Annotated in this window: 15 protein-coding genes and 1 tRNA gene; 7 read left to right on the top strand and 9 right to left on the bottom strand. The window is 67.7% G+C overall.

All coding sequences use genetic code 11. The annotated features are described in order from the left end of the window. Both D9R12_RS15750 and htpX read right to left on the bottom strand, forming a co-directional pair. The coding region (locus tag D9R12_RS15750; RefSeq protein WP_170159180.1) for a type II toxin-antitoxin system prevent-host-death family antitoxin at positions 1-373 on the bottom strand (373 nt) is incomplete at its 3' end. Between the two features lie 178 nt (positions 374-551). Beyond that, the gene (gene htpX / locus D9R12_RS07290) at positions 552-1442 is read right to left on the bottom strand and encodes a protease HtpX (RefSeq protein ID WP_122229392.1); all 891 of its coding nucleotides are present in this window, start codon (positions 1440-1442) and stop codon (positions 552-554) included. Between the two features lie 120 nt (positions 1443-1562). On the opposite strand from htpX, the gene gluQRS reads away from it, so the two are divergent. The 3 genes from gluQRS (at position 1563) to D9R12_RS07275 (ending at position 4246) form a co-directional block, all read left to right on the top strand. After that, entirely contained in the window at positions 1563-2468 is a 906-nt protein-coding gene (gene gluQRS / locus D9R12_RS07285; RefSeq protein WP_122229390.1) for a tRNA glutamyl-Q(34) synthetase GluQRS, read from the top strand. Between the two features lie 448 nt (positions 2469-2916). After that, complete coding sequence (gene phaR, locus D9R12_RS07280) at positions 2917-3441, top strand: polyhydroxyalkanoate synthesis repressor PhaR (RefSeq protein ID WP_014160461.1); 525 nt, start codon at positions 2917-2919, stop codon at positions 3439-3441. Between the two features lie 67 nt (positions 3442-3508). After that, complete coding sequence (locus D9R12_RS07275; protein WP_122229388.1) at positions 3509-4246, top strand: beta-ketoacyl-ACP reductase; 738 nt, start codon at positions 3509-3511, stop codon at positions 4244-4246. A 195-nt stretch (positions 4247-4441) separates the two neighbouring features. Here D9R12_RS07275 and D9R12_RS07270 read toward each other — a convergent pair whose 3' ends face one another. After that, complete coding sequence (locus tag D9R12_RS07270; protein WP_425479065.1) at positions 4442-6301, bottom strand: formylglycine-generating enzyme family protein; 1860 nt, start codon at positions 6299-6301, stop codon at positions 4442-4444. 126 nt (positions 6302-6427) lie between these two features. Here D9R12_RS07270 and rnd point away from each other — a divergent pair, with 126 nt between their 5' ends. The 3 genes from rnd (at position 6428) to D9R12_RS07255 (ending at position 9962) form a co-directional block, all read left to right on the top strand. Continuing rightward, on the top strand, positions 6428-7510 hold the full coding sequence (gene rnd / locus D9R12_RS07265; RefSeq protein WP_122229384.1) for a ribonuclease D: 1083 nt from the start codon (positions 6428-6430) through the stop codon (positions 7508-7510). Between the two features lie 170 nt (positions 7511-7680). Continuing rightward, positions 7681-9642, top strand: coding sequence for a CocE/NonD family hydrolase (locus tag D9R12_RS07260; protein WP_122229382.1), 1962 nt, complete (start codon positions 7681-7683; stop codon positions 9640-9642). An 89-nt stretch (positions 9643-9731) separates the two neighbouring features. Continuing rightward, the gene (locus tag D9R12_RS07255) at positions 9732-9962 is read left to right on the top strand and encodes an addiction module protein (RefSeq protein ID WP_210538810.1); all 231 of its coding nucleotides are present in this window, start codon (positions 9732-9734) and stop codon (positions 9960-9962) included. A gap of 107 nt (positions 9963-10069) precedes the next feature. Here D9R12_RS07255 and D9R12_RS16125 read toward each other — a convergent pair whose 3' ends face one another. From D9R12_RS16125 to serS, 5 genes are all read right to left on the bottom strand, one after another. After that, entirely contained in the window at positions 10070-10345 is a 276-nt protein-coding gene (locus tag D9R12_RS16125) for an excalibur calcium-binding domain-containing protein (protein ID WP_280518407.1), read from the bottom strand. Positions 10346-10482: 137 nt separating this feature from the next. After that, positions 10483-10887 (bottom strand): hypothetical protein, encoded by a 405-nt coding sequence (locus D9R12_RS07245; protein ID WP_147475062.1) that lies wholly within the window; start codon positions 10885-10887, stop codon positions 10483-10485. A gap of 490 nt (positions 10888-11377) precedes the next feature. Then, positions 11378-11465, bottom strand: a tRNA-Ser gene (locus D9R12_RS07240). Positions 11466-11547: 82 nt separating this feature from the next. Beyond that, positions 11548-12519 (bottom strand): LysR substrate-binding domain-containing protein, encoded by a 972-nt coding sequence (locus D9R12_RS07235; RefSeq protein WP_014160452.1) that lies wholly within the window; start codon positions 12517-12519, stop codon positions 11548-11550. A 112-nt stretch (positions 12520-12631) separates the two neighbouring features. Beyond that, positions 12632-13912: a serine--tRNA ligase gene (gene serS / locus D9R12_RS07230; RefSeq protein ID WP_122229373.1), complete on the bottom strand. Its 1281-nt coding sequence runs from the start codon at positions 13910-13912 to the stop codon at positions 12632-12634. Between the two features lie 142 nt (positions 13913-14054). Between serS and D9R12_RS07225 the strand changes: the two genes are divergently transcribed. After that, complete coding sequence (locus tag D9R12_RS07225) at positions 14055-14711, top strand: energy transducer TonB (RefSeq protein ID WP_122229371.1); 657 nt, start codon at positions 14055-14057, stop codon at positions 14709-14711. A 189-nt stretch (positions 14712-14900) separates the two neighbouring features. Here the strand turns inward: D9R12_RS07225 and D9R12_RS07220 are convergent, their stop codons facing one another. Further along, a complete protein-coding gene (locus tag D9R12_RS07220) occupies positions 14901-16823 on the bottom strand; it encodes a CocE/NonD family hydrolase (RefSeq protein WP_122229368.1) in 1923 nt (640 codons plus the stop codon). Between the last annotated feature and the right edge of the window lie 29 nt (positions 16824-16852).

Raw genomic sequence — 16852 nt, 5'->3', positions numbered from 1 at the left:
AGACGCGATACGAAGCCCTGCGCCAACGGGGCAAGTGCGCCAAGGTCGCCATCACCGCCTGCATGCGGGTACTGCTCACCCGCCTCAACGCCATGGCCAGAGACCAAACTGAATGGAGAATGACAGGAGCCTGAGAAGACAGTTGCTCCTGCGTGGCCTGCGCGGCCCTGCCAGCAGCTTGCATGCGCTCAAACTCCGCCGCAGACACCACCACACCCTCCGGCACGCCGTGATGGGTCACCACCACGGCACCCTGGGACTGGGCGGTGTCCATGATCTTGCGCCATCCCAGCCGCTTCACATCGGCCGCCGTCGCGGTCGGCAGTCCAACCAGGGCATCCACCGCTTCAGTGACGTGAACCGCGCTGCTCATCGGCGAGCCTCCCTTGCTGATATGACCATCATATCTCCCGATTGGCCTTTTTCGATGAGCTATGGCCACATGCAAACGGCGAGCGTGGGGCGGGTCTTGACCCGCCCCAAAACGCCGCCGTGCACATCCGCAACGCCGAGCCATCGGGCGGCGCGTGCTGCCGCACCCCGGTGTCTCCTTACATCACCGTGCCGGTGCGCTGCTGGGCCGCACGCAGCGCGGCAATGCGCTCGGGCAGCGGCGGGTGGCTCAGGAACAGCTTCTTCAGGCCATGGCCGACGCCGCCATTGATGCCGAAGGCTTCCACCTGCGAAGGCAGCGTGCTGGCGCCGTAGTTGGTCGACAGGCGCTCCAGCGCGGCGATCATCTTCTGCCGGCCGGCCAGGGTGGCGCCGCCGTGGTCGGCGCGGAACTCGCGGCGACGCGAGAACCACATCGCGATCATCGTGGCAAACAGGCCCAGCACCATCTCCAGCACGAACACGATGGCGTAGTAGGCCATGCCGCGACCGCCGCCCTCGCGACTGCCGGACAGGGTGCTGTCGATGACCCCGCCGACCACCCGCGCCAGCACGATCACGAAGGTGTTCAGCACACCCTGCAGCAGGGCCATGGTGACCATGTCGCCATTGGCGATGTGGCTGACTTCGTGGCCCAGCACCGCCTCGGCCTCGGCCTGGGTCATCTGCCGCAGCAGGCCGGTGGACACGGCCACCAGGGCGTTGTTGCGGTTGGCGCCGGTGGCGAAGGCATTGATCTCCGGCGCCTCGTACACGGCCACTTCGGGCATGCCGATGCCGGCGGCCTGGGCCTGGCGGCGCACGGTCTGGACCAGCCACTGCTCGGACTCGTTGCGCGGGGTGTCGATGACCACCGCGCCGGTGGCGCGCTTGGCCATCCACTTGGACATCAGCAGTGAAATGATCGAGCCACCAAAGCCGAACAGCGCGGCCATCACCAGCAGGCCCGCCATGCTGGATGGATTCACGCCAAGCAGGGACATCACCACGCTGGCCAGGGCCAGCACGGCCAGGTTGGTCAGCAGGAACAACGCGATGCGGGTCAACACGGGGAACTCCGGAATATTGGGGGGGGGGGGGGGAACTGCAGCGAATCTTGTGGACGCCACCGGTTGACTTCAAGCTGCCTGCTGACCGCGCATTCAGCCATTCCTGCCAAGTTTTCCCCCATGCCATCGACTTGCTACCGGGGCCGGTTCGCGCCCTCCCCGACCGGATTGCTGCACGCCGGCTCGCTGCTCGCTGCCCTGGGCAGCTGGCTGCTGGCGCGCCATGCCCATGGCCAATGGCTGGTCCGCGTGGAGGACCTGGACCGGCCACGCGAAGTCCCTGGTGCGGCGCGCGCGCAGCTGCAAATGCTGGAAAACCTGGGCCTTTGCAGCGATGCACCGGTGCTGTGGCAACACACACGGCATGCGGCTTACCAGGCAGCGCTGACCCGGCTGCTGGAGACAGGCCTGGCGTTCCAATGCCACTGCAGCCGCGCCGATCTGGCCGCGACCGGCGGCATCCACCATCGCTGCGTGGCACGCAGGAAACAGCCCGATCCGGCGGTACGACTGAAGGTTGGCGGTGACAGCATTGTCACCTTCGAAGACGGCCTGCAGGGCGTGCGGACCCAGGATGTGCAGGCCGAGGTTGGCGACTTCGTCCTGCGTCGCGCCGATGGCTGCTGGGCTTACCAATTGGCGGTGGTGGTCGACGATGCCGACCAGGGCATCACCGAGGTGGTCCGTGGCGCCGACCTGCTCGATTCGACGCCGCGCCAGATCCTGCTGCAGCGCGCGCTCAGCCTGCCCACGCCGCGCTACCTGCACCTGCCGCTGCTGCTGGACGGCAGCGGGCGCAAGCTGTCCAAGTCCGACGCGGCCCAGCCACTGGACGCGGCCCATGCGCTGGAGGCGATGCGCACGGCCTGGCGCCAGCTTGGCCAGGCACCCGCTGCGCTGGCACGCGCCCACACCACCCATGCCGCGCTGGCAGCGGCACGGCAGCACTTCGATCCGGCACGGCTGCCGGCGGTGCCGGCCCTCTACGCCGCGCCGCACCATGGCCTGGGCGATGCGGCTGACTAGCAGCCTGTCGGGCTTTGGTGGTCGAGGCGAGAATTCGGCTGTGCGAGGTCAGTTTTTCGACGGTTCGCCGGCCCATAGTGGTGCTATGGGCCAAGAAGCGGCGGAAAGATGGACCGCACAGGCGGATTCGCAGCCCGGCCGACCAAAGTCCGACAGACTGCTAGAATCAGCACTGCCCGGCCTTGCGGCACAACGATCGACCCAATGACTTCCCGCATCGCGCCCGGCATCGGCACGCATGGCAAGGCCAACGGACCTGCGCAGCTCGGTCCTCTCCCGGATCCGCACCGCCGCCAACCTGTCGGCCAACGCCGGCGGGTGCTGGCAAAAACGTGGCCAGACACACATCAGGCACGGAAACTCCGAACCTGGAACGCTCCAAAAGTATGGTTGCGCCGCAAAAAACCCGGGCGCATGCTCCGCGCACCTTGGTTGAGGTGACCGCTACATGGCTGCGACCCGAATCATCAAGAAGTACCCCAACCGCCGTCTTTACGACACCGAAATCTCCAGCTACATCACCATCGAGGACGTGCGCCAGCTGATCGTGGACGGTGAGGAATTCGAGGTCCGCGATGCCAAGAGCGGCGAGGACCTCACCCGTCTGGTGCTGATGCAGATCATCAGCGAGCGCGAGCAGGATGGCGAGCCGGTGCTGTCCACCCAGTTGCTCAGCCAGATCATCCGGTTCTATGGCGATTCGCTGCAGGGTTTCATGGGCAATTACCTGGAACGCAGCATGCAGGTCTTCATGGACCAGCAGGCGCAGTTCCGCCAGCAGATGGGCAACCTGCTGGGACAGACGCCGTGGGCCATGATGAACCAGTTGACCGAGCGCAACCTGGAGATCTGGAAGGAGTTCCAGCGCAACATGACCGCCGGCATGGGCAGCCCGAGCGCCCGTCCGACGCCGTCTTCGACCCCCAGCAAGGACCCACCGCCGCAGCGCGAGCCGAACAAGACGCGCCGCTGATCCACATGCGTCGCGGCTTGATCGCCCCCACCCGCCTGGCGCGGGTTTTTTGTTAAGGAAAGACCGAATGACTCCACGCATCGCACTGGTCACCGGCGGCATCGGTGGCCTGGGAACGGCGATCTGCCGCGCACTGACCGAAACCGGCCACACGGTGGTGGCCACCGACCTGCCCGCCGACGCGGCGCGCCTGCAGGCATTTTCCGAGGCAACCGCAGGGGCGGTGCATTTCGAACCGGCCGATGTCGCCGACGATGGGCAATGCGCAGCGCTGGTGGCCCGCGTGCAGGCGCGCTTTGGCGCACTGGACGTGCTGATCAACAACGCCGGCATCACCCGCGATGCCACGCTGCGCAAGATGGACCTTGGCCAGTGGAACGCGGTGCTGCAGGTCAACCTGACCAGCGCCTTCCAGCTGTGCCATTACGCCGTCCAAGGCATGGTGGCGCGCGGCTACGGGCGCATCGTCAACATCAGTTCGGTCAGCGGCCAGACCGGAAACTTTGGCCAGGCCAACTATGCCGCGGCCAAGGCCGGCCTGCACGGGCTGACCATGTCGCTGGCACGCGAGGTGGCCGCCAAGGGCATCACCGTCAACAGCGTCTCGCCCGGCTACGTGCGCACGCCAATGACCGCGGCGATGCCGCAGGCGGTCTTGGACAAGACCCTGGCGGCAGTGCCGATCGGCCGCCTGGGTGAGCCGGCCGACATCGCCCGCGCGGTGCGCTTTCTGTGCGAAGAAGACGCCGGCTACATCACCGGCGCCAACCTGCCGGTCAACGGCGGGTTGTACATGGGCTTCTGAGCAGGCCCCACCGCCGCGCTGACAGCGGCTGGTCCTGGGCTGCGCTCGCTGGCGCCGCGGTCACGATCCTGGCATTGCCACCCGCGGCCTCAATGCCAGCCAGGGCGCGTTGCGCCTGGCCCGATCGCTGCGTCGCGTCGCCCGGCACCGGCGGACAGGCCCGTCGGCCCGGTTCGGGCCTGCGCTGACGTCGCGTTAGATACCGCGCACCACCCGGAAGCCCACGCGTGCACTGGTCACGTCCGAATCCTGCGAGGAGCGCCACGCCGCCCGCGCCTGCTGCGGCGAACTGGCCCATGCCCCACCGCGCACCACCCGCGCCCGGCAGCCGGGGTTGAACCAGGCCGCGCCGTCGGCCGGGGCGCGGCGGAAGCTGGCGTGCCAGCAGTCGGCCACCCATTCGCTGACGTTGCCGCCCAGGTCGTACAGGCCCCAGGGGTTGGGCCTGAAGGTGCCCACCGGTGCCGGCCCCCACCAGCCGTCGCCATAGCCGACGAAGGCGTTGGCCCAGCGCCGCCCGCTGGGCGAGACGTCGTTGCCGCCGGCGAGGTTGGCCACGCCCTTCGGTGGCGGGTTCTCGTTGCCCCAGGGATAGCGGCCCTGGGTGCCGGCGCGCAGCACGTACTCGAACTCGGCCTCGCTGGGCAGACGGTAGCCGTGGCCGGTCTGCTCGGCCAGCCAGTCGGCGTAGGCCTCGGCGTCGCGCACGCTCACGTGCAGCACCGGCATGTCATCGCCGACCCTGGCCCCGGCATAGCCGGACTGCCAGTCCACGCCGCTGCGCCGCACGAAGTTGCCGCTGCGCTCGTCGTAGACCATCGAGTGCCCGCGTCGGGTGGCCCGCGCGCGGTGGCCGGTGGCCTGCACGAAGCGCCGGAATTCACCTACCGTCACCGGATGGCGCGATACCGCGAAGCCGCGATCGAAGCGCACGTAATGCGCCGGCTGCTCGGCCTGGGTCGCGCCCGGCTCGTCCTCGTCAGCGCCCATGCGGAAGCCGCCGTGCGGCACCACCACCATGGTCGGGGTGCGTCCGCCGCCCGCGAGCGCATCGGTAAAGGCCTGGCCGGGGCGGAACAGGCCGTAATGGGTCGCCAGGTCGATGCGCTGGCGCAGGTCGGCGACCACCGGATCACCCGGCGCAGCAATGCGCAGCGCGGCAGCGAGTTTTTCCCGCGCCGATTTCAGGCCCAGTGGCGTAGCCAGCTCGGCCACCCCGGCATCGCGCAAGGCGGCGATCTGGCGGGCGCGCTCCTGCTCGATCCGCACGTAGGCGTCCTTGACGGTCGGGGCGTCGGCACGCACCTGGCTGGCAAAGCCCATCCAGCGCGCCGCACCCTCAAAGTCACCGGCGCGCGCGGCGTCCTCGGCGCGCCGGATGAAGGCGCTCTCGGTGGCGGCCAGGCCCTGCCGGGCGCGTGACTGGCCCGGGGCCAGCTCCAGCGCGCTACGAAAGCTGTCCAGCGCGCCAGGCGCGTCGCCCTCGCCCAGCAGGCCCTGGCGCAGCTGGCTCTCGCCAGTGGCGTTGAGCCGGGCCAGCTGTTCGGCCAGGTCCAGCCTGGCCAGGTAGGCCTGGGTGCGCGTGTCATCGGGAAGCACCGTGCGCAGGACCGCTGCGATGCGCACTGCGCGGGCCAGCGCCTGGCTGTCATCCTCGGCCGCGGCCAGGGCGCGCTCGCCCTGGGCCAGCAGCGCGCTCGCCGCACGGGCCAGGCCACGTTGGGCGAGGCGGTCCTCCGGGTCCAGGCGCAGCAGCGCCAGATACAGCGGGATGGCATCACGCGGGCCCTCGAACAGGTCGCCGGCGCGCACGGCGGCGGCCGCATCACGGCGTGCCTGACGCACCTGCTCCCTGGTCAGCACCAGCGCCGGCGGGGTCCAGTTGAGTCCGGCCTCGTCGCCGGCATCGGTGCTGACGGTGACGCTGGGACGCCGCGGCACGGAGACCGATGCCGCCGGCGGCGAGGTGGGCGGCGGCGAGGCCTGTGGCGCCGCTACCGGATCGGCCGCGCGCTCGCCACAGCCGGCCAGCATCAGCATCAGCAGGGCCAGCATCAGCAGGGCGGGGACGATGCGCCGCAATCTTGCTCCGATCATGTGGGGCCGGGCAGCCGGTTGGCAAAGGACGGTAGGCTATTGTCGCCCGAGCCGGCAAACCCCGCATTCACCGAAGAGACCTGCGTGACCCTCTGGATCGACACCGCCGACGCGCTGCGTGCGCACCTGCAGCAGCTGCCCGCCTGGGTGGGAATGGACACCGAATTCATCCGCGAAAAGACCTTCTGGCCGCAGCTGGCGCTGGTCCAGATCGCCATCGGCGACAGGATCCTGCTGGTCGATCCGCTGGTGCCGGGCATCAACCAGGCGCTGGCTCCGCTGCTGTCCAATCCCGATGTGGTCAAGGTGATGCACAGCGCCAGCGAAGACCTGGTGGCACTGGGATGGGCCTGCGGCACCCAGCCTTCGCCGCTGTTCGACACCCAGATCGCCGCGGCGCTGGCCGGCGTGGGCGGCGGCCTGGGCTACCAGAAGCTGGTCGCCGAGATCACCGGCGTGCCCCTGGCCAAGGGCGAGACCCGTTCGGACTGGCTGCGCCGGCCGCTGTCAGCCGCACAGCTGGAATACGCCGCCGACGATGTCACCCACCTGGGCGCGATCTACCAGGCCCTGTCGGCCAGGCTGGACGCGCTGGGCCGCAGCGCATGGCTGGCCGCCGACTGTGCGCGCATGGTCGCCCAGGCCAGCGACGCCGGTGGCGAACGCTGGCCGCACCTGTCCATGCGCAGTGCGCAGTTTGTCGATGCCGACGCCCAGCGCCGGCTGCTGCGCCTGTTGCGCTGGCGCGAGGCCCAGGCCCGGGCCAGCGATCGGCCGCGCAGCTGGATCCTGGACAACGAACTGGCCCTGACCCTGGCGCGCAACCCGCCGGCCTCGCGCCAAGCGTTGACGCGCTGGCTGGAGCAGCAGCCCAAGGCCCCCAGGAAGCTGGCCGATGCGATCTGGGAGGCGCTGTCCACGCCCCTGGAAGACGAAGCCGAGGCACCACTGGCCAAGGCCACCGACCAGGACAAGCAACGCCTGAAGAAATTGCAGGACGCGGTGGCCCGGCAAGCGGCCGCGCTCGGCCTGCCCGACGGCATCCTGGCCTCGCGCCGCTGGCTGGAGGCACTGATGGAGCGCGGCCAATGGCCGGCCGCGCTGTCCGGCTGGCGCCGCGAGCAGCTGGAAGAGGTGCTGGCACCGCTGCTGCCGCCCGCCCCCTGAGCCGCGCGCGGGCCGGTGGCGCGCCTCCATGCCGCGCAAACGCGGGTGGCGAAAGCGCTTTTGCCCACAGTCTGGAACACGCTACGCTGCCGTTTCCCACGTCCATCCGCTGCCGGCGTCCGTCCCGGCCTGGAGGTCGTGCGGCATCCCTGTCCTTGTCGGAGCGTCTGATGCCCCTGCACCGCCCTGCCTTGCTCTTCTGCCTGGCTGCCTTGCTGAGCCTGGGCCACGCGGCCGCGCTCCATGCACAGACCACCGGGACGGCGGCCAGCGACCGGCCGGCGCACTTCGTCGCCCACGATCCGCAGGCCGATTTTGAACGGCGCGTGGTCCAGATCCCGATGCGCGACGGGGTCAAGCTGCACACCGTCATCCTGATTCCCGCCGGTGCCCGGCGCGCGCCGATGCTGCTGACCCGCACGCCGTACGATGCCGACGGCATGACCAGCCACGCCAAGAGCAACCAGCTCGGCGCGGTGCTGCAGGGCTACGACAACTTTCCCGAGCTGTTCGACAAGGACGGCTACATCCGCGTGGTCCAGGACGTGCGCGGCAAGTACGGCTCGGAAGGCGACTACGTGATGAACCGGCCGCAGATCGGCCCGCTCAACGACAGCAGCGTGGACCATTCCACCGATACCTGGGACACCATCGACTGGCTGGTCAAGCACGTGCCGGAAAGCAACGGCAAGGTCGGCATCCTGGGCATCTCCTACGATGGCTTCACCAGCCTGATGGCGCTGTTCCATCCGCATCCGGCGCTGAAGGTGGCCGTGCCGATGAACCCGATGGTCGATGGCTGGATCGGCGATGACTGGTTCCACAACGGCGCCTTCCGCCAGTTCGGCCTGCCCTACATCTACGAACAGGTGAACTCGGCCGACAACACCATCGACTGGATCGAAACCACCACCGACCAGTACGACTTCTATCTCAAGGCCGGCTCAGCCGGTGCGCTGGGTAAGTCGCGCGGGATGGAGCAGAACGGCTTCTTCCGCAAGCTGCTGGCGCATCCGGCTTACGACGCGTTCTGGCAGCAGCAGGCGGTGGACAAGCTGCTGGCCCGCGAGCCGCTCAAGGTGCCGGTGATGCTGGTCCATGGCCTGTGGGACCAGGAGGACATCTATGGCGCGCTGGCCGTGTACGAGGCGATCGAGCCCAAGGACACCGGCAACGACAAGGTGTTCCTGGTGATGGGCCCCTGGAACCACGGCGGCCAGCGCACCGATGGCAGCGCGCTGGGCCCGGTCAAGTTCGGCAGCGATACCTCGGCCAGCTTCCGCCGCCAGGTCCTGCGCCCGTTCCTGGACCATTACTTGATGGATGCCGCGCCGGCGATGGACGTGGCGCCGGTCACCGTGTTCCGCACCGGCGAGAACCACTGGGAGCACCTGAAGGCCTGGCCGCTGGGCTGTGCCGAGGGCTGCAGCATCAAGCCCACCCCGCTGTACCTGCAGGACCAGGGCCAGCTGGCCTTCCAGGCGCAGGCGGCGCCCGCCAGCGCCACATACACGTCCGATCCGGCCAAGCCGGTGCCGTTCCTGCCGCGCCCGGTCAAGGGCCAGGGCTACGATGACAACCCCTGGCCGCAGTGGCTGGTCACCGACCAGCGTGAAGCGGCCACGCGCCCGGACGTGCTGACCTTCGTCAGCCAGGTGCTGGACGCACCGCTGCGCATCAGCGGCGCGCCCAGGGTCGCGCTGACCCTGTCCACGACCGGCAGCGATGGCGACTTCGTGGTCAAGCTGATCGATGTCTATCCCGACCAGACGCCGGCCGACCCGCAGATGGCCGGCTACCAGCTGATGGTCTCGGCCGACATCTTGCGCGGGCGCTACCGCGACAGCTTCGAGCATCCCAGCCCGATCCCGACCAATACCCCGGTCGGCATCCGCTTCGCCCTGCCCCAGGCCAACCACACCTTCCTGCCCGGCCACCGGGTGATGGTGCAGGTCCAATCCAGCTGGTTCCCGCTGTACGACCGCAACCCACAGACCTATGTGCCCAGCATCTTCCTGGCCCAGCCGCAGGACTACCGCAAGGCCACCATCACGGTGAAGCTGGGCGGTGCCGATGGCAGCGCGCTGGTGCTGCCGGTGGTCAGCGGGGGCGGCGCGGCAGCGGCCGAGTAAGGCGGCCTGCGAAGCGGCACACGGTCGCAGGAAGCGCCGTATCACGCCGCGTAGAATGAAGACAGCAACGTGAGAGCGAGGACCAAGTGATGGCAGCCGACCTTGAAACGATCCTCAACCAGGCGAAAAGCCTGTCCGAGCCCGACCGGGCCCGTTTGGCGCACGACCTGCTGGCAACCCTGGACGGGCAACCCGATGCCGACGCAGCGACGGCTTGGGAGCAGGAGGTGAGCCGTCGACTCGCGCAAGTGCGGAACGGAACGGCAAAGACGATTTCCCGCGAAGAATTTACCGAGCGCCTCAACAATCGCCCAAGGTAAGCTAAGGATGCCGACGCTCAAGATTCTCGCTGAGGCAGCCGAAGAAGCGGAGGCCCGCAAAGCGGCGCCGGCTTTGGACGAATTGTTAGGGCGCAACCCGCCAAACATCACTCGCACCCCACACCATCATTGTCGCGATCCAGCTTAGGCGCATATCCGGGGTCACCGCGACGCACCGGCGCCGCACCGGCGGCACGAGCCTCCGAGCAATTGGCAAACGGGCGGGACCCGCCGGCCGCCCGACTGGACGGCGCGAAACTCTGCCGTGGCGCGCTGGATGCGCGTGAACTCGACGCGCCGCCGCGATGGCAGTGGTATTCACCGGTCTTCCGATTGGTGTGGCAGCCCTCCGCGTTCAGGCCGCCAGGGTGAGCGAGCGCCATAACAGGTGCGACCAGAAAGAATATGGCTGCAAGGGAGCGAATGACGACGTGCATGTTTGGTGCCATTGCGCCCTACCGCCTGAATTAAGCCGACCTGCGAAGCAGGTTCCGCTTGAATGAATTGTTAGGCCTCACACCTATTTCCCCTTGAGCTTCATTTGACGAACCTCAATGGTCTTTGTGCTGGCTTGATAGGACAAGTAGCTCAAGACGCCGTAATTATTGATGATTTCGTCATCAAGCGGATCATCACCAGCCTTCTTTCTGAGCCATGCGGTTCCGAGGATGTCCTTAGTTCCGTCGATCTTTGCCGCGGCCCTGACGCAATCCCGAAGGATACGATCGATCTCTTTTGCGCCTGGGCGCCTCCCAACAAAAGCCACATTGACAATATTGGTATTTTGCCCCGACGCAGTACTCAGCTCTGCTTCCGTCTTGATTCCTTGCGCAGTTGTACAGGTGAGCTTCTTTGCCGGTTGTTTCGCACTCGCAGTACCAATGAGGGCAAATGCCATGAGGAAGATCAGTGCGGTGCCTCTCATTGGGATCTCCATGGTGGATGGGTGAGGCCTACGCCTGAGTCAAGCCGACTGGCGAAGCCAGTCGGCTTGACTGAACTGATAGGTGGGGATGCCGGAGTACCGTCACCGCTTGAGCCAAGCGTGCCACAACACCGCAGTCTTGTGTGCTTCGGAATAGTTTTTTACTTCCTTGATCGTCCGTATCGTCCGTGCCGTCTTGTCGTAGATGGTCGTCCTATTTCCCATGGCGCCTCGATTCGCGAAAAAGGGTATCCCTCTATGCCCAATGCTGCCGCGAGACGGCGCCAACCAAGTTCGTATTGGGTGTGTTTGGGAGCCGTCCGGCCCCGGACCTAGCCTTCCGAATCTTCACAAATGCTACCAATTCTGCATCGGATCCAGTCGTACCGGCTCTCGACCCACCCGCCAATTCGTTACCGAAGGTTATGGTAGATCCTTTGGTAGAGACGCAATCCAGGAAGGTCTGAAGGCCTTATATTCACTGGATTCATGGCGGAAGCGGTGGGATTCGAACCCACGAACGGTTGCCCGTTGCTGGTTTTCAAGACCAGTGCCTTCAACCACTCGGCCACGCTTCCGGTCAGACATCACGCGGGATTCCGCCCTTGCATTCTCGCATGTCGAGCCGGCCGGCCGGTACCGCCCAGGCCCTGGGTGGGCTCAGGAGGCCTGGCGCAGGCCCAGTTCGACCAGGCGTTCGACGCACTTGCCGCCGCAGTCCAGGCGCGAGTCCTCGATCTGCTGCGGCAGGTGCTCGGCCAGGTAGTCGATGAACACGCGCACCGCCGGCAGCATGCCGCGGCGCGAGGCGAACACCGCATGGCACACGCCCTGCGGCAGCGACCACTCGGGCAGCACCACCTCCAGCTCGCCGCTGCGGACCGCGTCGGCGCACACGGTTTCCGGCAGCATGGTGATGCCGTATCCGTCCTTGGCCATGGCCTTGAGCAGCGGGAAGTCGAAACCGGCCAGGCGCGGCTGCAGCTCGATCTTGCGCACCTGGTCATCGGGGCCGTGCAGTTCCCAGCGCTGGCGTGCCTCGTCCTCGCTCATCGACATGGTCACGTGCTCGACCAGGTCTTCCGGACGCTGCGGGCGGCCGGCACGCTGCAGGTACTTGGGGCTGGCCACCAGCAGTTCCTGGATCTGGCCGAAGCTGCGCATCACCAGGCTGCCGTCGTCATCGAGCTTGGCGCGCACGCGCAGGGCCACGTCGTAGCCCTCGTTGATGATGTCCACGCGGCGGTTGTTGACGTGCAGCTGCAGGCGGACCTTGGGGTACTTGTCCAGGAACCCCGGCAGGATCCTGGGCAGCTGCATCTGCGCCACCGCCACCGGCACGCTGACCCGGACCACGCCGCGTGGCTCGGCCGAGAGCCGATCGACCACTTCGCGCGCGGCCTGGGCTTCGGCCAGCATGGTCTGGGCGTGGCGATGCACGCTCATGCCCACGTCGGTGACCGCGAAACGGCGCGTGGAGCGCTGCAGCAGGCGCACCCCCATGTCGGTTTCCAGCTGGCTGATGCGCCGGCTCAGGCGCGACTTGGGAATGCCCAGCGCACGTTCGGCCGCGGCGAAGCCGCCGTGGTCCACGACCATGGCGAAGTAATAGAGGTCATTGAGGTCTTGCATGGCGCCATCCCGAATCTGGAACGATTCTCGCTATTTAACCACCCGCATCCCGCTGGCACAACGAAATCGGACCAAATTGGGCTGAATTCATTCCCACGCCCGCGGGGATGGCTCAGGCGATGCGCGCGATGCCGCCCATGTACGGGCGCAGCGCCTCGGGCACCTGGATGCTGCCGTCATCCTGCTGGTAGTTTTCCATCACCGCGATCAGGCAGCGGCCCACGGCCACGCCCGAGCCGTTGAGCGTGTGCACGCTCTCGGGCTTGCCGGTGGCCGGATTGCGCCAGCGTGCCTGCATGCGCCGGGCCTGGAACGCCTCGCAGTTGGAGATCGAGGAAATCTCGCGGTAGGTTTCCTGCGAGGGCAGCCAGACCTCCAGGTCGTAGGTCTTGGCCGCCGAGAAGCCCATGTCGCCGGCGCACAGCAGCATGCGGCGGTAGGGCAGGCCCAAGGTTTCCAGTACCACTTCGGCACAGCGGGTCATGCGCTCGTGCTCGTCGTCACTGTCCTGCGGGCGGGTGATGGCGACCAGCTCGACCTTTTCGAACTGGTGCTGGCGGATCATGCCGCGGGTGTCGCGGCCGTGGCTGCCGGCCTCGGCGCGGAAGCACATCGAGTGCGCGGTCATGCGCAGCGGCAGCGCGCTGTCCTCGACGATGCTGTCGCGCACGATGTTGGTCAGCGGCACTTCCGAGGTCGGGATCAGGTAGCGCGTGGCCTGGCCCACTTCGGTGCGGAACAGGTCCTCCTCGAACTTGGGCAGCTGGCCGGTGCCGCGCATCGACTCGGGGTTGACGATCACCGGGACGTTGACTTCCTGGTAGCCATGCGCGCCGGTATGCAGGTCCAGCATCAGCTGCGCCAAGGCCCGGTGCAGGCGTGCGATCGGCCCGCGCAACACGGTGAAGCGCGCCCCGGACAGCTTGGCCGCGGTATCGCCATCGAGCCAGCCGTTGCGTGCGCCCAGTTCGACATGGTCCTTGACCGGGAAATCGAAGCGGCGCGGCGTGCCCCAGCGGTGCTGCTCGACGTTGCCGGTTTCATCCAGGCCCGGCGGCACGCTGGCGTGCGGCAGGTTGGGGATGCCCATGGCGATGGCCTCGATCTGCGCGCGCAGCTGGTCCAGCTCGATTTCCGAGGCCTTGAGCTCCTCGCCGAAGCCGGCGACCTCGGCCAGCAGGGGCGCGACATCCTCGCCGCGGGCCTTGGCCTGGCCGATCGCCTTGGAATGGGCGTTGCGCAGGTGCTGCAGTTCCTGGGTACGCACCTGCAGCTGCTTGCGGCGAGCTTCCAGGGATTCCAGCGCGGACACGTCCAGGTCGAAACCGCGCGTTTGGCGCAGGCGCTGGGCAAGGTCGGCAGGCTGGTTGCGGAGCAGGACGGGATCAAGCATGGGCAAGGGCTGGCTGCACGTGGAAGAACCCTGGATTATCGCCTGTTCCACCCGCGCCCGTCCGCGGCCGGCGGCGCGTGATCGGGAACGGGCCGGCCGCTGTGCAAGAATCGCAGGCCGTTTCCGCCGCATTGCCCATGCCATGTCACCTGCCACGCCGCGCCGCCGCGCCTTCACCTTGCACCTGCCGCATCGCGCACTGTGGATCGCACTGGGCGCCTTCCTCGCCGGGCTGGCCCTGTTTGGCATCGTGTGGCTGAGCAACCGCAACGACGACGCCTTTTACTCGGTCAAGCCGGCCGACAAGAGCGGCGAGCAAGCCGCCATCGCGCCGCTGCCGGAACCCCTGGCCGCGCAGGACAGCGCCAGCGGCATGCAGGCCCCGGCGCCTGGCGTGCAGGCCAATGCCGCGCAGGCCAATGGCGACAGCAGCGCCCTGCCCCAGCCGGTGCTGGAAGAGGCGCCGGCCAGCGCCAGCAAGGCCCCTGCTGCGCAAGCGGCAACGACCGAGCGGCCCGACCGGGTGACGCCGCTGCCCATCGAGGGCCAAAGCCCGCCACCGACCTACCCGCCCGCGGCGCTGCGTCGCGGGGAGACCGGCACGGTGGTGCTGCGCATCCAGGTCGACGCGCAAGGCAGGCCCGGCGGCGTGGCCCTGATCCAGAGCAGCCGGTCGCGCGAGCTTGACCGGGCGGCAATGGAGGCGGTGCGCAAATGGCGCTTCGACCCGGCGATCGAGGACGGCGAACCGGTGCCCGCCGCGGTCGACATTCCGGTGGAGTTCAACCTGGAGCGTTGATCCAGGCAGCGGCATGAATCGCCTTTGGCAACGCTGAACTGCGCTGCATGCCGGCTCCAGGGTTTTACCGGCGTGTCACGTCACGAAAAACGGAATGCGTTCGGCAGCGGCAACCGCGCCCTGGACTGCGCCGCACTCCGCCGGCGACGCGTCACGGCACGGCCGTGCGGATGCCGCTGGCGCGGGGTTTCATTCCACCGGCAGGCTGATGAAGCTGGCCTGCTGCGGCGTGTGCCAGATGCGCTGGGTGGCCGTCTGGTAGTCGGCCGGCCTGGCGAAGAAGATGTTGTCCACGTAGGTCTGCGGGTTGCGGTCATACAGCGGAAACAGGCTGGACTGCACCTGGACCATGATTCGGTGGCCCTTGCCGAAGGTGTGGTTGGCGTTGGGCAGCTCGAAGTCGTAGGCCAGCGTCGCATTGGGCGTGATCGCCTTGGGATGCTCGAAGCGCTCGCGATAGCGGCCGCGGAAGATGGTGATGCCCACCGGCAGCTGGTAGCCGCCCATCTTCGGATCCGAAGCGACCTGGTCCGGGCCGACGTCGATCAGCTTGACCACCCAGTCGCTGTCGCTGCCGCTGGTGGAGGCCTGCAGGTTGACCTGCGGGCGGCCGGCGATCTTCAGCGGTTTGGCCAGCGGCTCGGAGACGTAGGTCAGCACGTCCGGCCGGCCATCGACGAAGCGCTGGTCCTTCACCAGCCAGCTCGTCCACATGTCGCGGTCGGCGAAGTCCACCGGGCGCGGCACGAACGGCACCGGCTTGGCCGGGTCGGACAGGTACGCGTCGTATTCGGCCTGGCCGGCGGCCGGGGCGTCGAACGAAAGCTTGCCGCCTGCGCCCAGGTACAGCGCCCTGGGCTTGGCCTTGCAGCCTTCGCTGCACACTTGCGGCCAGGATTTCAGGCGATCCCAGTGGTTGGCGCCGGTGTCGTAGATCAGCACCGGCGGCGTGTCGGCCCTGGGCGCGCCGTCGACCAGGTACTGGTTGAAGAACGGCAGCAGCACGTCGCGGCGAAACTGCAGCGCGGTGTCGCCATCCCACTTCAGGGCGCCCAGGCTGCTGCCGTCGTAGTTGACCTGGCTGTGGCGCCACGGGCCCATGACCAGGTAGTTCCTGTCGTTGCCCTTGTCGCGCGCCTCCATCGCCGCGTAGCTGTGGTTGGCGCCGTACATGTCCTCCTGGTCCCACAGGCCCTGCAGCCACATGGTCGGCACCCTGATCGGGGTCCTGGCCATCACCTTGTCCAGCGCCTGTTCCTGCCAGAACGCGTCGTAGGCGGGGTGCTCGGTCAGCTTGTGCCACCACGGCAGCTGCTCCAGCCCGGCGGCCCTGGCGTAGTCACCGGCCGAGCCGGCACGCAGGAAGTTGCTGTAGTCGTCGTAGCCTTGGCGGGCGATGCGGCTGCCCTTGCCGCGCTTGGACAGCTGGCCGGTGAAGTAGTCGAAGTTGATCTGGCGGAACGCGCCATAGCTGAACCAGTCATCGCCCATCCAGCCATCGACCATCGGACTCATCGGGCTGGCGACCTTCAACGCCGGATGCGGGTCGGTCAGTGCCATCACCACGGTGAAGCCTTCGTACGATGAGCCCAGCATGCCGACCTTGCCGTTGGACTGCTGGACGTGCTTGACCAGCCAGTCGATGGTGTCCCACGCATCGGTGGCATGGTCCACGTCGGTGCCGTTGAGCGGCCCCCTCAGCGGCCGGGTCATCACGTAGTCGCCCTGCGAGCCGTACTTGCCGCGCACGTCCTGGATCACCCGGATATAGCCTGCATCGACGAACACCTCATCACCCTGCGCCAGCAGGTTGCGCATGTGTGGCGACTCCATCCTCGCGGTGCGGCCATCGGCGTTGTACGGGGTGCGCGTGAGCAGCATCGGCGCATGGGTGGCGCCCCTGGGGATCACGATCACGGTGTGCAGCTTGACCCCGTCGCGCATGGGGATCTCCACCACGCGCTTGAGGTAATCGTTGGCCGCATCGGGTGCGACGAAGTCCTTGCCGGTGATGTCCGGGGTCATCGGCGCGGTCTGCGCCAGGCCGGCCACGGGCAGGGCCGCGGCAAGCAGCAGGGACAACAGCGAAGGAAGCAGCGCGGACTGACGCATCGTGGGGGCGTTCCTGCAAGATGACCGAG

Origin of the sequence: Pseudoxanthomonas spadix (assembly GCF_003703395.1) — a bacterium.
In the GTDB taxonomy this organism is placed as follows: Bacteria; Pseudomonadota; Gammaproteobacteria; order Xanthomonadales; family Xanthomonadaceae; genus Pseudoxanthomonas_A; species Pseudoxanthomonas_A spadix.
This window is presented reverse-complemented; position numbering and strand designations above follow the sequence as displayed.